Genomic DNA, 15,009 nt, shown 5'->3' on the forward strand with positions numbered 1-15,009 from the left:
GGAGATGCGCGATGACCGAAGCCCCACGCCTGACGAGCCTCGCCCACGGCGGCGGCTGCGGCTGCAAGCTCGACCCGGCGGTGCTGCGGCAACTGCTCGCCGAGCAGCCGGCGGTCGGGCCGTTCGAGCGCCTGCTGGTCGGCAACGAGACCGCCGACGACGCCGCGGTGTGGGAGTTGGAGGACGGCACCTGCCTGATCGCCACCACGGACTTCTTCACGCCGATGGTCGACGACCCGACCGATTTCGGGCGCATCGCCGCGACCAACGCGATCTCCGACGTCTACGCGATGGGCGGCCGGCCGCTCCTGGCCCTCGCCATCCTCGGCATGCCGGTGGGCAAGATCGCGCCGGAGACCGTCGCCAGGATCCTGCGCGGCGGCGCCGAGACATGCGCCGAGGCCGGGATCCCGGTGGCCGGCGGCCACTCGATCGACACGCCCGAGCCGATCTACGGCCTCGCCGTCATCGGCACCTGCCGCCGCGAGGCGGTCCGCCGCAACGCCGACGCGCTGGCGGGCGACGCGGTGATCCTGACGAAGCCCGTGGGCGTCGGGGTCTACTCCGCCGCGATCAAGCGGGAGGCGCTGGACGAGGCGGGCTACCGCGACTTCGTCGCCACCACGACGCTGCTCAACCGGATCGGCACGGAACTGGCCGCCGAGCCGGCCGTGCACGCGCTCACCGACGTGACCGGGTTCGGCGTGCTCGGGCACGGGCTGGAACTCGCCCGCGGCGCCGGCCTGACCTTCGCCCTCGACGCGGGCGCCCTGCCGCTGCTGCCGCGGGCCGTGGCGCTGGCCCGGGAGGGCTTCGTCACCGGCGCGTCGCACCGCAACTGGGGCGCGTTCGGCGCCGAGGTCGACCTGCCCGCAGGCTTCCCCGACTGGCGCCGCCACCTGCTCACCGACCCGCAGACCTCGGGCGGCCTGCTCGTGACTTGCGCCGGAGACCGGGCCGAGGCGATCCTCGCCCGCATCCGCGAGGCCGGCTACCCGGCCGCCGCGATCGTCGGGCGGATGGAATCGGGGCCGGGGCGGATCCGGGTCGCGGGCTGAGTATTCGGGCGCGGCCCGCCGGGGAGGCAATCTTCACCCTTCCCGGTCAGGATCGCCGCCCGTTCCCGCCGCCGAGCCCCGCTTGACCGACGTATCCGCCCAGTCCCCGGCACACGGCATCGCCGGTTGGCCGCACGGCCCGGTCCCGGCGGGTCCGGGGCGACCCGACAGGCTGCCGGACGGGCGCCCCTGGCCACGCATCCGGATCGTCACCCCGGCCGGGCCCGAGGCCGCGGCGGCGCAGACCGTCGCCTCCGTCCTCCGCCAGGGCTACCCGGACCTTCGCCACGACCTGCTGCCCCGGGGCGGCGGCGGGATCGCGGCGCGGCTCCTGGACGACGCGGACACAGACGCCGTCCTGTGGCTGCGCGCGGGCGACCTGCTGGCGCCCGGGGCGCTCGCGGCCCTCGCCCTCGAACGCGCGCTGACCGGGCTCGCCGCGGTCGGCGGCCTGCGCGTCCTGTTCCGGGACAGGGTGCTGCGCCTCGACGCCCCCTCGCTCCTCGAAGCTCCCTTGTTCCTCGACGTTCCCTCGCGCACCGGCGCCGAGGTCGGCCCCCTGCCCTTCACCGGCGGCGAGGTGCTGTGGTCCCGCGCCGCCCTCGCCGGTGCCGCCACCCTGGACGCCGACGGCCGCCTCGACGCCGCCGCGGCCTGGGCGACCCTGCCGCCCGGAACCCGCGGGCGGATCGGCCGGCCGACCCTGCTCCAGCGCGCGCCCGACGCCGTCCCGGAGCCGCCCGCCGGCCTGTCGATCGTCTCGCTCACCGGCCTCGGGACGGTCGGCGGCGCGGGGGTGGCGCAGGGCCGCCTCGCCGACGCCCTGGCGCTGTCCGGGCACCGGGTCGCGCAGGTCTCCCTCGGCCGGCGGCCGGCCGCCGCCGAGTGGACCGACGCCTTCCCGCCGGCCGAGACCGCGATCGCCGCGCTGGAGCCGGACCTCGTCCTGGCGGGCAACCTGCACGGGGCGACGCGCAGCCTCGACGCGGTGGGCCGCCTCGCCGGGATATGCCCGGTCGCCCTCGTCCTGCACGACCTGTTCCCGCTGACCGGCCGCTGCTGCCATCCGCGGGGCTGCGACCGCGCCGAGACCGGATGCGACGCCGCCTGCCCCGGCCCCGACGAGTACCCGCAGCTCGCCCCCCGGCGGATCGCCGGGATGCACGCGCGCAAGCGCGCGGTTCTGGCCGGCCCGCGGCCGCCCTGGCTGCTCGCCAATTCCGACTGGACGCTCGCCCGCGCGCGGGCGCTGGCGCCTCCCGGCGCCGCGAGCCCCGACCGGATCGGGCTCGCCTTCCCGACCGGCGTGTTCCGGCCGCCGGACGACCGGGCCGCCCTGCGCCGCCGGCTCGGCCTGCCCGCGGACGACGTGCTGATCCTCGTGTCCTCGGTGATCGTCGACGGCCCCGACAAGGGGTTTCCGGATCTGCGCGCGGCGCTGCGGGCCGTCGACCGGCCGGGGGTCGGCGTCGTCGCCGTCGGCCGGCTCGACGACCCGGCCAAACTCGGGGTCGAGACGCTGTTCGCCCCGGGCCTCGTCGGCGACGAGGCGGAGCTGGCCGCGTGGTACGGCGCCTGCGACCTGCACGTCACGGCGAGCCGCCACGAGACCCTGGGCCAGACGCCGATCGAGGCCGGCCTGTGCGGCGTGCCGACCCTGGCCTACCGGACCGCCGGCCTGACCTCCGCGGTGATCGACGGGGTGTCGGGCCGGCTCGTGCCGCCGGTGCCCGGGGCGCTCGCCGAGGCGCTCGCCGCGCTCGTCGCCGATGCCGAGGCGCGCGCCCGGCTCGGCGCCTTCGCCCGGATCGTACTGGAGAGCCGCTTCAGCCCGGCCGCCGCCGCGCTCCGGCTCGACGACCTGCTCCGGGCCCGCGGCCTGATCCCGGACGGCGCCGGGCGGCCGTCCTTCGCGCCGGCCATGCTCGGGCACTTCCCGTTCGCGGCGGAGCGCCTGCCGGGCCTGCGCGGGACGGTCGCGGCCGCCTCGCCGCGGATCGTGCGGCGGTTGCGGCGGGCCAAGCAGATGGTGCTGGGGCGGACCCTGCCGCTCGTCCTGCGCCGGTGCCTCTACCTCGCCGACCGGCTCCGGAGCGCCCGGTGAGCCGGCGGATCTACCTCGACCGGACGCACCTGCGCGGCCACGTCACCGGCCTGGAACGAGTCACCCTCGACCTGTTCGCGCCGGACCGTCTCGCGCCCCACGAGACCCGTCCCGTCACGAGCCGCGGCCTTGCCGGGATGATCGCCCGGCAGCAGGTCGGCCTGCCGCTGCGCCTGCTCGCCGATCCCGGGGCCCTGGCCCTGTTTCCCGGCTTCCCGCCCGGGCCCCTGTGCGCGCTCGCGGCGTCGCGCTGCCTGCTCTACGTCCACGACACCTTCCTCCTGAGCCGGCCGGAGGATCTGAGCCTGCGCAGCCGGCTCTACATGAGCCCGGGCTTCGCCCTCGCCCTGCGCTGGTGCCGCAACCTGTTCGTCAACAGCCGCACCACGGGCGAGGCGGTGCGGGGGCACTGCGCGCCCGAGGCCCGGGTCGCCCTGCTCCGGCCGCCGGTGCGCGACGTGTTCGGGCTCGCGGGCCGCGCCCGTCCGGCGCCCCTGGCGCCCGGCGTGGCCCTGCGCCTCCTGGCGATCGGCACGGTCGAGCCGCGCAAGGACTACCCGGCCGCGATCGCCCTGACGGCGGCGCTCAACCGCGCCGGCGTGCCGACGGAGCTGCACATCGTCGGGCGGGTCGGCTGGGGCCGCCACGCCTTCCTCGACGATCCGCCGCCCTTCCTGCACCTGCACGGCTACGTCTCCGACGGCGACCTGCGCGCCCTGGCCGGCCGCTGCCACGCCCTGCTCTCGACCTCCAAGGCGGAGGGGCTCGGCCTGCCGCTGCTCGAAGTGCAGCACGGCGGCCTGCCGGTGATCGCGCCCGAGGGGCCGGTGTTCGACGAGGTGCTCGCCGGCTCGGGGCTGCTCGTCCGCCCCGAGGATCCGAATGCGGCCGCCGCCGCCGTGTCCGGCTGGATCGCCGCGGGCGGGCTCGAACGGGCGGCCGACGCCGGCCCCCGGAACGTGGCGCGCTGGAACGCGCTGGCGGCGGGCGACGCCGAGCGCCTGCGCCGCTTCCTCGCCGACGATCCCGGGGCCTACGCCGAGCCGGGCGCGACGGTGCCGCTCGCCGGGCGATGTGCGTAGTTCTCATCGAGTAGAGCGCCGCCGGTGCCACACAAAGGTGACAGAGGCGGCGAATCGTTCATGCGACAATTAACGATGGAATCTTTCCCGGTGTACCCGGTGTAACAACATCCCGCGGCGGTATGTTGATTGCTCGGGTGTCGTCGAGATGGCCGCCGCGGCCTTTCGACTGTCCCGAACCGGCACGGAGCCGGCGCAGGGCGAGACGATGGGACCGGGAGCGGGAGGTCAGGGAGCGAGGCGTATGTTCGACTTCTCGACACGGATCAGCGGAGAGCCCGTTCGCATGGTGCTGCCCGAGGTCCAGCCGCGCACGGGGGCACGGGTGGTCCTGCGCCGGCTGTGGCGGGGCGCCGGCTTCATCGTGCTCGGCGGCCTGTTCATGGTGGCGGCGGCGGTGGCACTGCTCGGGCTGATCCCGCCGAGCTACACGTCGAGCATCCAGGTGCTCGTCGATCCGACCGACCTGCGCGTCGTCGAGAACGACGTGAACGCCCGCGCCCCGCAGGCCGACAGCGGCGTGTCGATCGCCGAGAGCCAGGTCCGGGTGATCCAGTCGGACAACGTGCTCCGGCGCGTGGTCCTGAAGCTGCATCTCGAACAGGACGAGGAATTCGTGAAGCCCGAGGCGGCGAACCCGACGCTCGCCTGGATCAAGGGCGCGCTCGGCATGCTGCCGCCCCCCGCGAGCCGCGACCCGGTCAACATCGCCCTCGACACCCTCCAGCAGAACCTGACCGTGCGGCGGGCGGAGCGCACCTTCGTGATCGACGTGGCGGTGAAGTCCCGCGACCCCGAGAAGGCGGCGCGCATCGCCAACGCGATCGGCGAGGCCTACTTCTCCGAGGAGGCCAACGCCCGCACCGAATCCGCCAAGCGCGCCTCCGACGCGCTCGCCGGGCGCCTCAACAACCTCAAGCGCGACGTGGAGCAGGCCGAGGGCCAGGTGGTCCGCTACCGCGAGGACCACAAGCTGATCTCGTCGGACGGGCGCCTGCTGACCGACCAGCAGCTCGGCGACCTGAACCAGCAGCTCGTCACCGCCTCGATCAAGACCGCGGAGGCGAAGTCCCGGCTGGAGCAGGCCCGCCGGATGAAGGCGGGCGATGCCAGTACGGCGCTGCCGGAGATGCTCCAGTCGCTGGAGATGCAGGCGCTGCGGCAGCAATACGCCACGCTCTCGCGCAACACCGCCGAGCTCGCGACCCGGCTCGGCGAGCGCCACCCGGCGATGGCCGAGCAGTACGCCCAGCAGCGCGACCTCCAGCGCCTGATCCAGCGCGAGAAGGAGCGCATCATCGAGACCACCCAGAAGGATTACGACCGCGCCGCCGCGAGCGAGGGGGCGATCCGGAGCAACCTCGACCGGGTGAAGACCGAGACCACCACGAGCGACCGGGCCTATGTGGGCCTGCGCGAGCTGGAGCGGACGCTGGAGGCGCGCAAGGGCGTCTACGAGGCGTTCCTGCGCCGCGCCCGCGAGGCGAACGAGCAGGAGCGGCTCAACACCACCAACGTCCGGGTGATCTCGGTGGCGACGCCCGCCCGCCAGCGCAGCTTCCCGCCCTCGCCCAAGATCGTCCTGCCGGTCGCCCTGGTGCTCGGCATGATCCTCGGCGGCGCCATCGCCCTGATGCTCGGCGCCGATTCCGACCGCCGCCGCGACCGGCGCGCCGCCGCCGGGCTCGGTTCGAGCTACCGGGCCGCCGATGCGTGATGCCGGCGCAGAGGGCGCGTCCATGACCGACCTGACCTGGGAGAGCATCGACCTCCTCGAAGACCGCGAACGCCGGGTGCCCTACGCTGCGGCCGCGCGCGGCCCGGCCGAGGTCCAGCCCGCCACGATCCGCCTGTTCGGCCGCGACTTCTGCACGGGCAGCGCGGGTGAGATCATCGCCGCCGTTGCCGCGCGTCCGGCCGACCGGCCGCGGATGATCGTCACCGCCAACGTCGACCACATCGTCCAGCTCGCCGAGAACGCCCCGTTCCGCGGGGCCTACGACCGCGCCGCGGCGCGGACCCTCGACGGGATGCCGCTGGTGTGGATGGCCCGGGCGCGCCGCGGCGGGACCGTGACGCGCGTCACCGGGCACGACCTCCTCGCCTGCGTGCTCGCCGAGCCGCCGGCCTTCGCCGCGCGGATCTTCCTCGTCTGCTCGGGCCAGGAGGTGGCGGAGGCGATCGGCGCGCGGCTGCGGGCCGCGGGCCTGCCCGGGGAGGCCATCGCCTCCGCGGTTCCTCCGTTCGGTTTCGAGGAGGACCCGGTCTACAGCTTCGCGCTGGCCGCCCGGATCCGCTCCCACGGCACCGGCTTGCTGGTGATGGGCGTGGGGGCGCCGAAATCGGAGGTGTGGGTGGATCGCCAGGGCGCGGCGCTCGGCGCGCCGATGGTGTTCTGCGTCGGCGACGCCCTGGCAGTCGCCGCGGGCTGCATGCCGCGGGCGCCCCGTCTCATGCAGCGGCTCGGGCTGGAATGGGCGTTCCGGTTCCTGCTGGCCCCCCGTCGGCTGTTCCGGCGCTACTTCGTCAAGTCGTGGCGGTTCCTCGGGCTCGCCGCCCGGGACCGCGCCGCGGGCGGCGCGCGGCGGCCCTGAGCCGCCCGCCGTCTCCGCGAAGCGAGATCGGTCGCGCGACGGGGCTGTTCACGGCCCGGCGAACAGGTCGGGCCGGCGGAGCTGGAGGGCGAAGAACAGCAGCAGCGTCTTCATGTCGACGAGCGCGCCCCGCTCGGCCATCGCCGCGAGTTCGGCCAGCGGGATCTCGTGCACCGCCAGCACCTCGCCCTCGGTTGCCAGCCCGCCGCCGGTCTCCACCCGGTCGCTCGCGCCGTAGGCGGCGAGGAAGAGATCCATCCGCTCGGTCGAGAGGCCGGGCATCGTCCACGCGCTCGCCACCGCGTCCAGGCGCCCGAGCCGGAGGCCGGTCTCCTCGCGGACCTCGCGGCGCGCCTCGTCCTCCGGCGCGCCCTCGTCGAGGAGCCCAGCCGGCACTTCCATGTGGGAGGGCGGGCCACCCGCGTAGAGCACGGGCGCGCGGAACTGCGAGACCAGGATCGCGACGCGCCGTTCGGGGTCGTAGGGCAGCACCGCCACCGCGCGCCCGTGATCCTCGATCTCGCGGGTGAGCCGGGTGCCGTCCGCTTGCAGCACCTCGGCGACGAGGAAGCGGGCCCAGCCCTCGTGCACGAGGCGCAGGCCCCCGATCTGCGGTGCCATGCCGTCTCCGTCTCGATTCCGCGGGGAGGTCCCGGGATCGTTCAGGAATGCGGCGGCTTCGCGGAGGCGGTGATCCGGAACCGGGTGCGGTCGCCGCGGCGCTCGACCGCGTCGAGCCGCGCGCCCTCCTCGCGCAGGAGGTTGGGGATGTCGATCACCGCCATCGGATCGGTGCAGGTCACCAGGAGCCCGCGTCCCGCGGGCAGGGCGCGCAGGGCCTTGCGGGTGCGCAGCACCGGCAGCGGGCATTTGAGGCCGCTGAGGTCGAGGCTCTGGTAGCCCGGCTCGCCGTCGTCCACGCGAAAAGACTCCCGGCCGGGAAGACCCGGGCCGGGAGCCTCATAGGTGGAGGCCGGCTTCGGCGCCAGCCGCTCCGGCCTACCAGCCGTAATCGTAGTAGCCGTAGGCCGGGTATCCGTAGCCGTAGCTGCGAACCGGGGCGTAGCCGTAGCCGTAGGCGGGATAGCCGTACCCGTAGCCGCCGCCGTAGCCGTAGCCGCCGTAACCGTAGCGCGGCGCGGCGCTGGCGGCGATGGCGCCGCCGATCAGGCCGAGGGCCGCGCCGGCCGCCAGGGCGCCCGCGGCGCGGCCGCCGTAGCCGCGGCGATAGCCGTAGCCGCCGTAATAGCCGCGACGCCAGCCGACCGAATCGACCGTCGCGTTCTGACCGGCCACCTGGACCGCACTCTGCGCCGGCAGCGGCGCCGCCTCGGCGGTGGTGAAGGACCCGGCAGTCATGGCCGCGGCCGCGAGGCCGCCGACGGCGAGGGTCTTGATGCGGGACATCGTTCGCTCTCCTCACGGGATCGGATGAGCGTTAAGAACGGCTGCGCTCGCCATTCCGTTCCCGCGGCGCCCGGTTCACCGCGTCAGAAGACGCACTCGGCGAAAGCCGGGTTCACGCACGAGCCCCAGCGGCCCTCGTAATCGGCGAGCCGGTCCTGGGCGAGCGTGCGGCCGGCGGCGACGATCGCCTCCAGCGGCTGGAGGTAGACGGTCTCGTCGCGGCCCTCGCCGTCGCGACGGGCGCGGGCGCGCAGGCCCGAACGGGCGATCGCCAGGGCCTCGGCGGCCACCGTGCCGAGGGTCGTGTTGGCCACCGGGGCCGCCAGCCCGAGCCGGGGCGCGGTGGCGCGGGCGGCCTCGCGGTTGGCCGGCGTCCAGCCCTTCACGAGGTCGAGGGCGGCGTCCAGGGACCCCTCGTCGTAGAGCAGCCCGGTCCAGAACGCGGCCTGCGCGGCGATCATCCCGGGACCGCCGACATCGGCGCCGCGCATCTCAAGGAAGCGCTTGAGGCGCACCTCGGGGAAAGCAGTCGAGGCGTGGTTGGCCCAGTCCGAGACCGTGGCGCGCTCGCCCGGGAGCTGCGCCAGCCGGCCGTCCATCAGGTCGCGGAACGAGGCCCCCGACACGTCGTGGTAGGTGTCGCCGCGCTTGACGAAGTACATCGGCACGTCGAGCAGCCAGTCGACGTAGGCCTCGTAGCCGAAGCCCGATTCGAACGCGAAGGGCAGCATGCCGGTGCGGTCGCCGTCGGTGTCGCGCCAGATCTCCGAGCGGCGGGACAGGAAGCCGTTCGGCCGCCCGTCGGTGAAAGGCGAGTTCGCGAACAGCGCGGTCGCCACCGGTTGCAGCGCGAGCGAGGCGCGGGTCTTGCGCACCATGTCGGCTTCCGAGGCGAAATCGAGGTTCACCTGCACCGTGGCGGTGCGCAGCATCATGTCGAGGCCCAGCGTCCCGACCTTCGGCATGTAGCCGGCCATGATCCGGTAGCGGCTCTTGGGCATCACCGGCGTCTCGTCGCGCCGCCATTTCGGGCTCATGCCCAGCGTCAGGAAGCCGATACCGAGGGGGGCGGCGGCGCGCTTCGTGGCGGCGAGGTGCGCGTCCAACTCGCGCGCGGTGGCGTGCACGTCGGGCAGCGCCGCCCCCGACAGCTCGAACTGCCCGCCGGGCTCGATCGAGATCGCGCCGCCCTCGGCGCCGTGGAGACCGATGATGTTGCCGAGATCGGTGATCGGCTCCCAGCCGGTCTCGCGCGCGAGCCCTTCGAGGAGCGCCCGGATGCCGGCCTCGCCCGCGTAGGGCACCGGCTTGCGGGTTTCGCGGTAGAACGGGATCTTCTCGTGCTCGGTGCCGATCGCGAAGCGCGCGCGCGGCTTCTCGCCGGCCGCGAACCAGTCGATCAGTTCCGTCCGCGAGGTCAGCGGCGTGGTGTCGTCGGAGTCGCGCGCCATGCGCTTGCCTGCCCGTGCGTTCGAAACCGTGCTCGGATGGAGGCGCGCCGGAAGATCCGACGGTTCCGTCCGGTTCAACCCCGTCCCGCGAACCGGGGTCCGGACGGGAGGCCACCGGGCCGCGCGAACGCGGCGCCGAGGGCGTCCGAGCACCGGACATAATCGAGCCGTCGGGAACCGACAACGCGAACCCCGGGGCCGGCCGCCCCCCTGCACGGCCGAACCGGGCCCTAGCGTCCCGCGTCCGGCGCCCGATGTGCGCGGGCGCACATCGCCCCGGCCTCAGCGTCCGTCGCCGAGGACGGCCTGGACGAGGGCGAGCACCGCCACGGCGGCGGTGTCCGCCCGCAGGATCCGCGGGCCGAGCGACAGGGCGACGGTGTTGGCCCGCGCCCGGATCAGCCCGCGCTCCTCCTCGGAGAAGCCGCCCTCGGGACCGACCAGCACCGCGAGCGGCGGTGCCGCGGCGGGATCGGCGGCCGCACGCAGGGCGCGGACCGGATCGGCGACCGGCGCGTCCTCGTCGCAGAACACCAGCAGGCGGTCGCTCGCGAGGTCGGCCAGCGCGGCGGCCAGCCGCACCGGCTCCGAGATGGCCGGCAGCGCCAGCACGCCGCACTGCTCGGCCGCCTCCAGGGCGTTGGCGCGCAGGCGCTCCACGTTGATCCGCTCCCCTTGCGTGTAGCGGGTGATCACCGGGCGGATCACCCCGGCCCCCATCTCCACCGCCTTCTGCGCGAGGTAGTCGAGCCGGGCCGTCTTCAGCGGCGCGAACAGGTAGTGCAGGTCGGGCGCCCGGGTCTGGGGACGGGTCTGCCCGACGACGCGGAGCGCCGCGGCCTTGCGACCGGTCTGCACGAGGCCGGCGCGCCACTCGCCGTCGCGGCCGTTGAACACCAGCACCGGGTCGTCCGGCCCGCGGCGCAGGACGTTGAGCAGGTAATTGGCCTGCGCCCGGTCGAGGGGCAGCACCGTGCCCGCTCCGAGGTCGGCGGCGACGTGGAGGCGCGGGGCTTTGAAGTCGTAGGCCGGCATGGCGGGGTGGTCGCGCCTCGCCCCTTGCCTGTCAACGCGGGGCGCTGCCCCGGAATGTGTTGCGAAAGGGTTACGCGCGCGGCATTTCGGCCGGCCGCGCACAGGGCCGCCGGCCAGGGGGACTACCGCTCGATTGACGCCACATTCCTATGGAGAACCCGGGGGACGGATTCGGAGACCGCCGCGTGCGGCCTCGAGCGCGGCGTCGGGGGAGTCGAGGGCATGGTGAACAGGAGCTTGGTGCTGGGGGCGGCGGCCCTCGCGGGCGGGATGCTGGTCTCGGGCCACGCCCTCGCGCAGGCGGCGGCGGAGTGCGGCGGCATCCAGAAGACCCTGGCGGAGCGCAAGGAGCTCATCTCCAAGGCCAACACCGCCTCGCAGTCGAAGAAGAAGATGACGCCGCAGGAGGCCTGCTCGCTGTTCGGCCGGCTCGTCACCAACGGCACCGAGGGCATGAAGTGGATCGCCGCCAACAAGGAGTGGTGCTCGATCCCGGATTCGTTCGCCGAGGGGTTCAAGGCCGACCACCAGAAGGTCGCTGGCATCCGCACCAAGATCTGCGGCGTCGCGGCCCAGGCGACCAAGATGGAGGCGCAGGCCCGCGCCCAGGCCCAGAACGGCGGCGGCGGCGGCCTGCTCGGCGGCCCCGGCCTCACCGGCAGCTTCAAGCTTCCCCAGGGCGCCCTCTGAGCCCGGCCGTCCCGTGAGCGGCGGGGCCGCCGTGGACGGACGCCCCGCCGACGCGGTGGCCGGGCACTGGGTCGACCGGCGCGCCCCGCGGGCGTGGCGGCCCTACCTGCGGCTCGCCCGGATCGACCGGCCGATCGGCTGGTGGCTGCTGCTCCTGCCCTGCTGGTGGTCGGCGGCGCTCGCCGCGATCCGGGCGGACCAGCCCTTCCCCGATCCCTGGCACTGCCTGCTGTTCCTAGTCGGCGCAGTGGCGATGCGCGGGGCGGGCTCGACCTACAACGACATCGCCGACCGGGATCTCGACGCGCAGGTCGAGCGCACCCGCGGACGCCCCCTCCCCTCCGGCCAGGTCCGGCCGCGCCACGCGGCGCTGTTCCTCGTGGCGCAGGCGCTGGTCGGCCTCGCCGTGCTGCTCCAGTTCAACGAGGCGGCGATCGGCATCGGGCTGTGCTCGCTGGTGCCGGTGGCGATCTACCCGTTCATGAAGCGGGTGATGCCGCTGCCGCAGCTCGTGCTCGGGCTGGCCTTCGCCTGGGGCGCGCTGATGGGCTGGGCCGCGGTCTTCGCCCGGCTCGACCCGCCGGCGCTGCTGCTCTACGCCGCGACCATCGCCTGGACGATCGGCTACGACACGATCTACGCGGTGCAGGACATCGAGGACGACGAGGTCGTCGGGATCCGCTCCTCGGCCCGGCTGTTCGGGCGGCGGCTCAAGCCCGCGATCGGCCTGTGCTACGGCCTCGCCGCGCTCCTCGTCGCGCTGGCCGCGCGGGGCGCCGGGGCGGGCTGGATCGGGTATCTCGGGGTGGCGGCCTTCGCCGCGCATCTCGGCTGGCAGATCCTGCGGCTGCGCGAGCGCGACGGGCGCGGGGCGCTGCGGCTGTTCCGCTCGAACCGGGACGCCGGGCTGATCCTGTTCGCGGGCCTCGCCGCCGACGCGCTGGTCCGCAATCTGTCCTGAGGCGCGGGCCCCGCATCCGGCCCCGGGCCGGCGGGCGGCTCACGAGCGGGCGATGATCTCGTGCTCGCCGCGGAAGATCAGAGGGCGGGCCGGGAGGCGGCCGGTCTTGCGGCGGGCGAGGAAGCGCGGGCGGCGCTGCCCGAGGCCGGCGTGGCGGCGGCGGGTCCGCGTGCGCCCGAGGACCAGCCGGCCGATCTGCTGCGACACCGGGGTCAGCATCCCGTCCTCGCGCACGATCATCCGCACGAGCCCGGCCTGGGCCGCGAGGTCGCGCCACACCGCCACCACCTCGTCCTCGTGGAACACCCCGAGACGCTGCAGCACGTCGCCCTCGCCGTCGACGAGGAGCAGGCTGAACCGGTCCTCGCCGCAGCTCTCCGCCTCGTCGGTGGCGTAGGCCAGCGCGACGCCCGCCGCGCAGCGCGCGCCCGGGCACCGGCCGATCACCGGCAGGGCGGAGGGCGTGAAGCTGAACGACGTCTGCGCATTCTGCACCGGCTGGGCGCCCGACAGTTGCTCCGAGAAGATCGACGTTTTCATCTGTCCGCATCCCTGTCGCAAGTGGCGGTCTCTGACGGACCGTCCGTTATGCCGAGCAAGATCGCATCCGAACCCCTCCGCGCGGCTTAAGAGCCGTCGTTAAGCGATTCTGGACAGGGCCGTCATTTGGGGAATGCTCAATGCTTCCTTGAATGCTCAACATTTCCTTGCCCGGACCGCGCAAAGTCGTGGGGTCGAGGCGCGACCGCGCGTCGGAGGCGCGACAATCCCGAGTGGTCGCGGGCGGCCATCGTCCTTGTGGCGCCCCGGTCCGCGGCCTAGAACGGGGCCTTCCCCGGGGCGCGGCCCCAGCCCCCGCCACCCGCTCGCGAGTCCGCCGTCCCGGTCGTCCGCGCGGCGCGGACGGAGCCGTGCCGCCCGACGAGCCCGACCGGAGCGCGATGCCCGAACCCATCGACGAGGCGGCGATCTCCGCCCTGATGCCGGAACTCCGCGCGGTGATGCGCGAGGCCGCCGACATCGCGCGCCCGTACTTCCGCGAGGGCGGCCAGACCACGGCCCGGATCTGGTCGAAGGCCGGCGGCTCGCCGGTGACCGAGGCGGACGTGGCGGTCGACACCTTCCTGAAGATCCGGCTGAGCGAACTCGTGCCGCGGGCGGCGTGGCTCTCCGAGGAGACGGCCGACGATCCGGCCCGGATCGGCCGCGATCTGGTGTGGATCGTCGACCCGATCGACGGCACCCGCGCCTTCCTGTCGGGCCACCCGGACTGGTCGATCGCCGTGGCGCTGCTGTCGCAAGGCGAGCCGCTGATCGGCTTCGTCCACGCGCCGGCGCTGGGCACCGCCTACGAGGCGGTGCGGGGCCGCGGCGCGACCCGGGACGGGGCGCCGATCGCCGCGTCCGAGCCTTCGGCGCTCCGGGGGGCCCGGATCACCGGGCCGAAGCCGATGCTCGACCGGCTCACCCGGGGGGCCGGGCCGGACCCGGACTTCACCCGGATCGAGCGGATCCCGTCGCTCGCCCTGCGCTTGGTGCGCGTGGCGGACGGCTCGGTCGATGTCGGTCTGGTGTCCTCGGACGCCCGCGACTGGGATCTCGCGGCGGCCGATCTCGTGCTGCGGGAGGCCGGCGGCACGGTCTGCGACCTCGCCGGGCAGCCCACGATCTACAACAAGGCGGTGCCGGTCCACGGCGAACTGCTCGCCGCACCGTCGTCCCTGCGCGATCCGGTGCTCGCCGCCTGGGGCGGCCGCGGCCGGACCGTCTGAGCGGCGCTCCGGCCTGCAAGCGCGCCGCGCGGGCCGCCCAAGGCGCCCGGCCGCCGTGCCCGGTCAGGCCGCGGCGGTCTCGCGCAGCGTCACGGCGCCCGGCGCGAGGCCGAGGCGGTCGGCGAGATGCCAGTGCAGCTCGCGGGGCGAATGGTAGTTGTAGGACCGATCGATGAGGTGGCTCAGGTCCGTGCCCGCCCGGTCGGCGGTCGCGGCCTTGGCCAGCCGGCCGACCCGGAAGGTCGGCGCGTCGGTGACGGGGGAGCGGGCGCCGCGGCGCCGCGTGTACTCGAACAACATGGTGTGTCTTTTCTTGTCTGGACCGGCGCATCGGAGCGCGCGGCGTCGTTTCTGGTTGTTGGGTCGGCGATGCGTCGGGATTGGCGGTCCGCTTGACGATCCCCGCGATGAAGGTCTCGGCAATTCCTGGGCTGTCCCGGGCGACGCGCGTCCGGGACGGCAGAGCGCGGTGCGGACCGCTGCGAGCGGTCCGGCTGGGAACCTAGGCGGTCAGGCCGCCTGAAGGTTGCCCGCAGCGTCCTTGCCGCTGCGCTTGTCCGTCAGGATCTCGTAGGAGACCTTCTGGCCCTCGATCAGGTTGCGCATGCCGGCGCGCTCGACGGCCGAGATGTGGACGAACACGTCCTTGCCGCCATCGTCGGGCTGAATGAAGCCGTAGCCCTTGGTCTCGTTGAACCACTTAACAGTACCGGTATTCACGTAGTGTACCTCGTTCGTCCATAGGTCGAGCGCGCAGCGAAATCGCCGCGGTGAGCACGACCGACTTTCTGGGTGTTGGCCAGAGCGGTGGGGCGTGAGACGCAGGACCTTGAGCCCGCGTCGGTCTTTCGTGGG

16 protein-coding genes are annotated in these 15,009 nt (G+C 74.4%); 8 read left to right on the forward strand and 8 right to left on the reverse strand.

Annotation, left to right across the window (positions count from 1 at the left end; all coding sequences use genetic code 11):
- Positions 1-11: 11 nt before the first annotated feature.
- The 5 genes from selD to Q8W71_RS01185 all read left to right on the forward strand — a co-directional run bounded on the left by selD (position 12) and on the right by Q8W71_RS01185 (position 6,838).
- Positions 12-1,058, forward strand: coding sequence for a selenide, water dikinase SelD (selD, locus tag Q8W71_RS01165; protein WP_305523472.1), 1,047 nt, complete (start codon positions 12-14; stop codon positions 1,056-1,058).
- A gap of 82 nt (positions 1,059-1,140) precedes the next feature.
- A complete protein-coding gene (locus tag Q8W71_RS01170; protein ID WP_305523473.1) occupies positions 1,141-3,162 on the forward strand; it encodes a glycosyltransferase in 2,022 nt (673 codons plus the stop codon).
- The gene (locus Q8W71_RS01175; RefSeq protein ID WP_305523474.1) at positions 3,159-4,244 is read left to right on the forward strand and encodes a glycosyltransferase; all 1,086 of its coding nucleotides are present in this window, start codon (positions 3,159-3,161) and stop codon (positions 4,242-4,244) included. The genes Q8W71_RS01170 and Q8W71_RS01175 overlap by 4 nt, the downstream gene beginning before the upstream one ends.
- A gap of 286 nt (positions 4,245-4,530) precedes the next feature.
- Complete coding sequence (locus Q8W71_RS01180) at positions 4,531-5,961, forward strand: GumC family protein (protein WP_305523475.1); 1,431 nt, start codon at positions 4,531-4,533, stop codon at positions 5,959-5,961.
- A 22-nt stretch (positions 5,962-5,983) separates the two neighbouring features.
- On the forward strand, positions 5,984-6,838 hold the full coding sequence (locus Q8W71_RS01185) for a WecB/TagA/CpsF family glycosyltransferase (RefSeq protein ID WP_305523476.1): 855 nt from the start codon (positions 5,984-5,986) through the stop codon (positions 6,836-6,838).
- A gap of 48 nt (positions 6,839-6,886) precedes the next feature.
- On the opposite strand, the gene Q8W71_RS01190 is transcribed toward Q8W71_RS01185, so the two are convergent.
- The 5 genes from Q8W71_RS01190 to Q8W71_RS01210 form a co-directional block, all read right to left on the reverse strand.
- Positions 6,887-7,459: an NUDIX domain-containing protein gene (locus tag Q8W71_RS01190; RefSeq protein ID WP_305523477.1), complete on the reverse strand. Its 573-nt coding sequence runs from the start codon at positions 7,457-7,459 to the stop codon at positions 6,887-6,889.
- A gap of 41 nt (positions 7,460-7,500) precedes the next feature.
- The gene (locus tag Q8W71_RS01195; RefSeq protein WP_305523478.1) at positions 7,501-7,758 is read right to left on the reverse strand and encodes a sulfurtransferase TusA family protein; all 258 of its coding nucleotides are present in this window, start codon (positions 7,756-7,758) and stop codon (positions 7,501-7,503) included.
- A 79-nt stretch (positions 7,759-7,837) separates the two neighbouring features.
- Positions 7,838-8,245, reverse strand: a complete 408-nt coding sequence (locus Q8W71_RS01200; protein ID WP_305523479.1) for a hypothetical protein — start codon at positions 8,243-8,245, stop codon at positions 7,838-7,840.
- An 83-nt stretch (positions 8,246-8,328) separates the two neighbouring features.
- A complete protein-coding gene (locus tag Q8W71_RS01205) occupies positions 8,329-9,696 on the reverse strand; it encodes a glutamate--cysteine ligase (RefSeq protein ID WP_305523480.1) in 1,368 nt (455 codons plus the stop codon).
- A gap of 282 nt (positions 9,697-9,978) precedes the next feature.
- Complete coding sequence (locus tag Q8W71_RS01210; RefSeq protein ID WP_305523481.1) at positions 9,979-10,731, reverse strand: 16S rRNA (uracil(1498)-N(3))-methyltransferase; 753 nt, start codon at positions 10,729-10,731, stop codon at positions 9,979-9,981.
- 222 nt (positions 10,732-10,953) lie between these two features.
- Here Q8W71_RS01210 and Q8W71_RS01215 point away from each other — a divergent pair, with 222 nt between their 5' ends.
- Complete coding sequence (locus Q8W71_RS01215) at positions 10,954-11,421, forward strand: hypothetical protein (RefSeq protein ID WP_305523482.1); 468 nt, start codon at positions 10,954-10,956, stop codon at positions 11,419-11,421.
- 13 nt (positions 11,422-11,434) lie between these two features.
- Positions 11,435-12,382 carry a 4-hydroxybenzoate octaprenyltransferase gene (gene ubiA / locus Q8W71_RS01220; protein WP_305523483.1) on the forward strand — a complete coding sequence of 316 codons (948 nt, stop codon included), beginning with the start codon at positions 11,435-11,437 and terminating at the stop codon, positions 12,380-12,382.
- Between the two features lie 39 nt (positions 12,383-12,421).
- Here ubiA and Q8W71_RS01225 read toward each other — a convergent pair whose 3' ends face one another.
- The gene (locus tag Q8W71_RS01225; RefSeq protein WP_305523484.1) at positions 12,422-12,922 is read right to left on the reverse strand and encodes a DUF6101 family protein; all 501 of its coding nucleotides are present in this window, start codon (positions 12,920-12,922) and stop codon (positions 12,422-12,424) included.
- Between the two features lie 401 nt (positions 12,923-13,323).
- On the opposite strand from Q8W71_RS01225, the gene Q8W71_RS01230 reads away from it, so the two are divergent.
- Positions 13,324-14,154 carry an inositol monophosphatase family protein gene (locus Q8W71_RS01230; protein ID WP_305523485.1) on the forward strand — a complete coding sequence of 277 codons (831 nt, stop codon included), beginning with the start codon at positions 13,324-13,326 and terminating at the stop codon, positions 14,152-14,154.
- A 63-nt stretch (positions 14,155-14,217) separates the two neighbouring features.
- Here the strand turns inward: Q8W71_RS01230 and Q8W71_RS01235 are convergent, their stop codons facing one another.
- Together Q8W71_RS01235 and Q8W71_RS01240 are read right to left on the reverse strand one after the other, a co-directional pair.
- Positions 14,218-14,454, reverse strand: coding sequence for an AsnC family transcriptional regulator (locus tag Q8W71_RS01235; protein ID WP_305523486.1), 237 nt, complete (start codon positions 14,452-14,454; stop codon positions 14,218-14,220).
- Between the two features lie 210 nt (positions 14,455-14,664).
- Positions 14,665-14,874 carry a cold-shock protein gene (locus Q8W71_RS01240; protein ID WP_147725959.1) on the reverse strand — a complete coding sequence of 70 codons (210 nt, stop codon included), beginning with the start codon at positions 14,872-14,874 and terminating at the stop codon, positions 14,665-14,667.
- Positions 14,875-15,009: the final 135 nt, after the last annotated feature.

Origin of the sequence: Methylobacterium amylolyticum (assembly GCF_030700245.1) — a bacterium.
Classification (GTDB): Bacteria; Pseudomonadota; Alphaproteobacteria; order Rhizobiales; family Beijerinckiaceae; genus Methylobacterium.

Bases quoted from the DNA above. Each gene is read 5' to 3' on its own strand.
- Q8W71_RS01200 (WP_305523479.1), bottom strand. From the start codon at position 8,245: ATGTCCCGCATCAAGACCCTCGCCGTCGGCGGCCTCGCGGCCGCGGCC.
- Q8W71_RS01205 (WP_305523480.1), bottom strand. From the start codon at position 9,696: ATGGCGCGCGACTCCGACGACACCACGCCGCTGACCTCGCGGACGGAA.
- Q8W71_RS01225 (WP_305523484.1), bottom strand. From the start codon at position 12,922: ATGAAAACGTCGATCTTCTCGGAGCAACTGTCGGGCGCCCAGCCGGTG.
- Q8W71_RS01180 (WP_305523475.1), top strand. From the start codon at position 4,531: ATGGTGCTGCCCGAGGTCCAGCCGCGCACGGGGGCACGGGTGGTCCTG.
- Q8W71_RS01230 (WP_305523485.1), top strand. From the start codon at position 13,324: ATGCCCGAACCCATCGACGAGGCGGCGATCTCCGCCCTGATGCCGGAA.
- Q8W71_RS01185 (WP_305523476.1), top strand. From the start codon at position 5,984: ATGACCGACCTGACCTGGGAGAGCATCGACCTCCTCGAAGACCGCGAA.
- selD (WP_305523472.1), top strand. From the start codon at position 12: ATGACCGAAGCCCCACGCCTGACGAGCCTCGCCCACGGCGGCGGCTGC.
- Q8W71_RS01215 (WP_305523482.1), top strand. From the start codon at position 10,954: ATGGTGAACAGGAGCTTGGTGCTGGGGGCGGCGGCCCTCGCGGGCGGG.
- Q8W71_RS01190 (WP_305523477.1), bottom strand. From the start codon at position 7,459: ATGGCACCGCAGATCGGGGGCCTGCGCCTCGTGCACGAGGGCTGGGCC.
- Q8W71_RS01235 (WP_305523486.1), bottom strand. From the start codon at position 14,454: ATGTTGTTCGAGTACACGCGGCGCCGCGGCGCCCGCTCCCCCGTCACC.
- Q8W71_RS01210 (WP_305523481.1), bottom strand. From the start codon at position 10,731: ATGCCGGCCTACGACTTCAAAGCCCCGCGCCTCCACGTCGCCGCCGAC.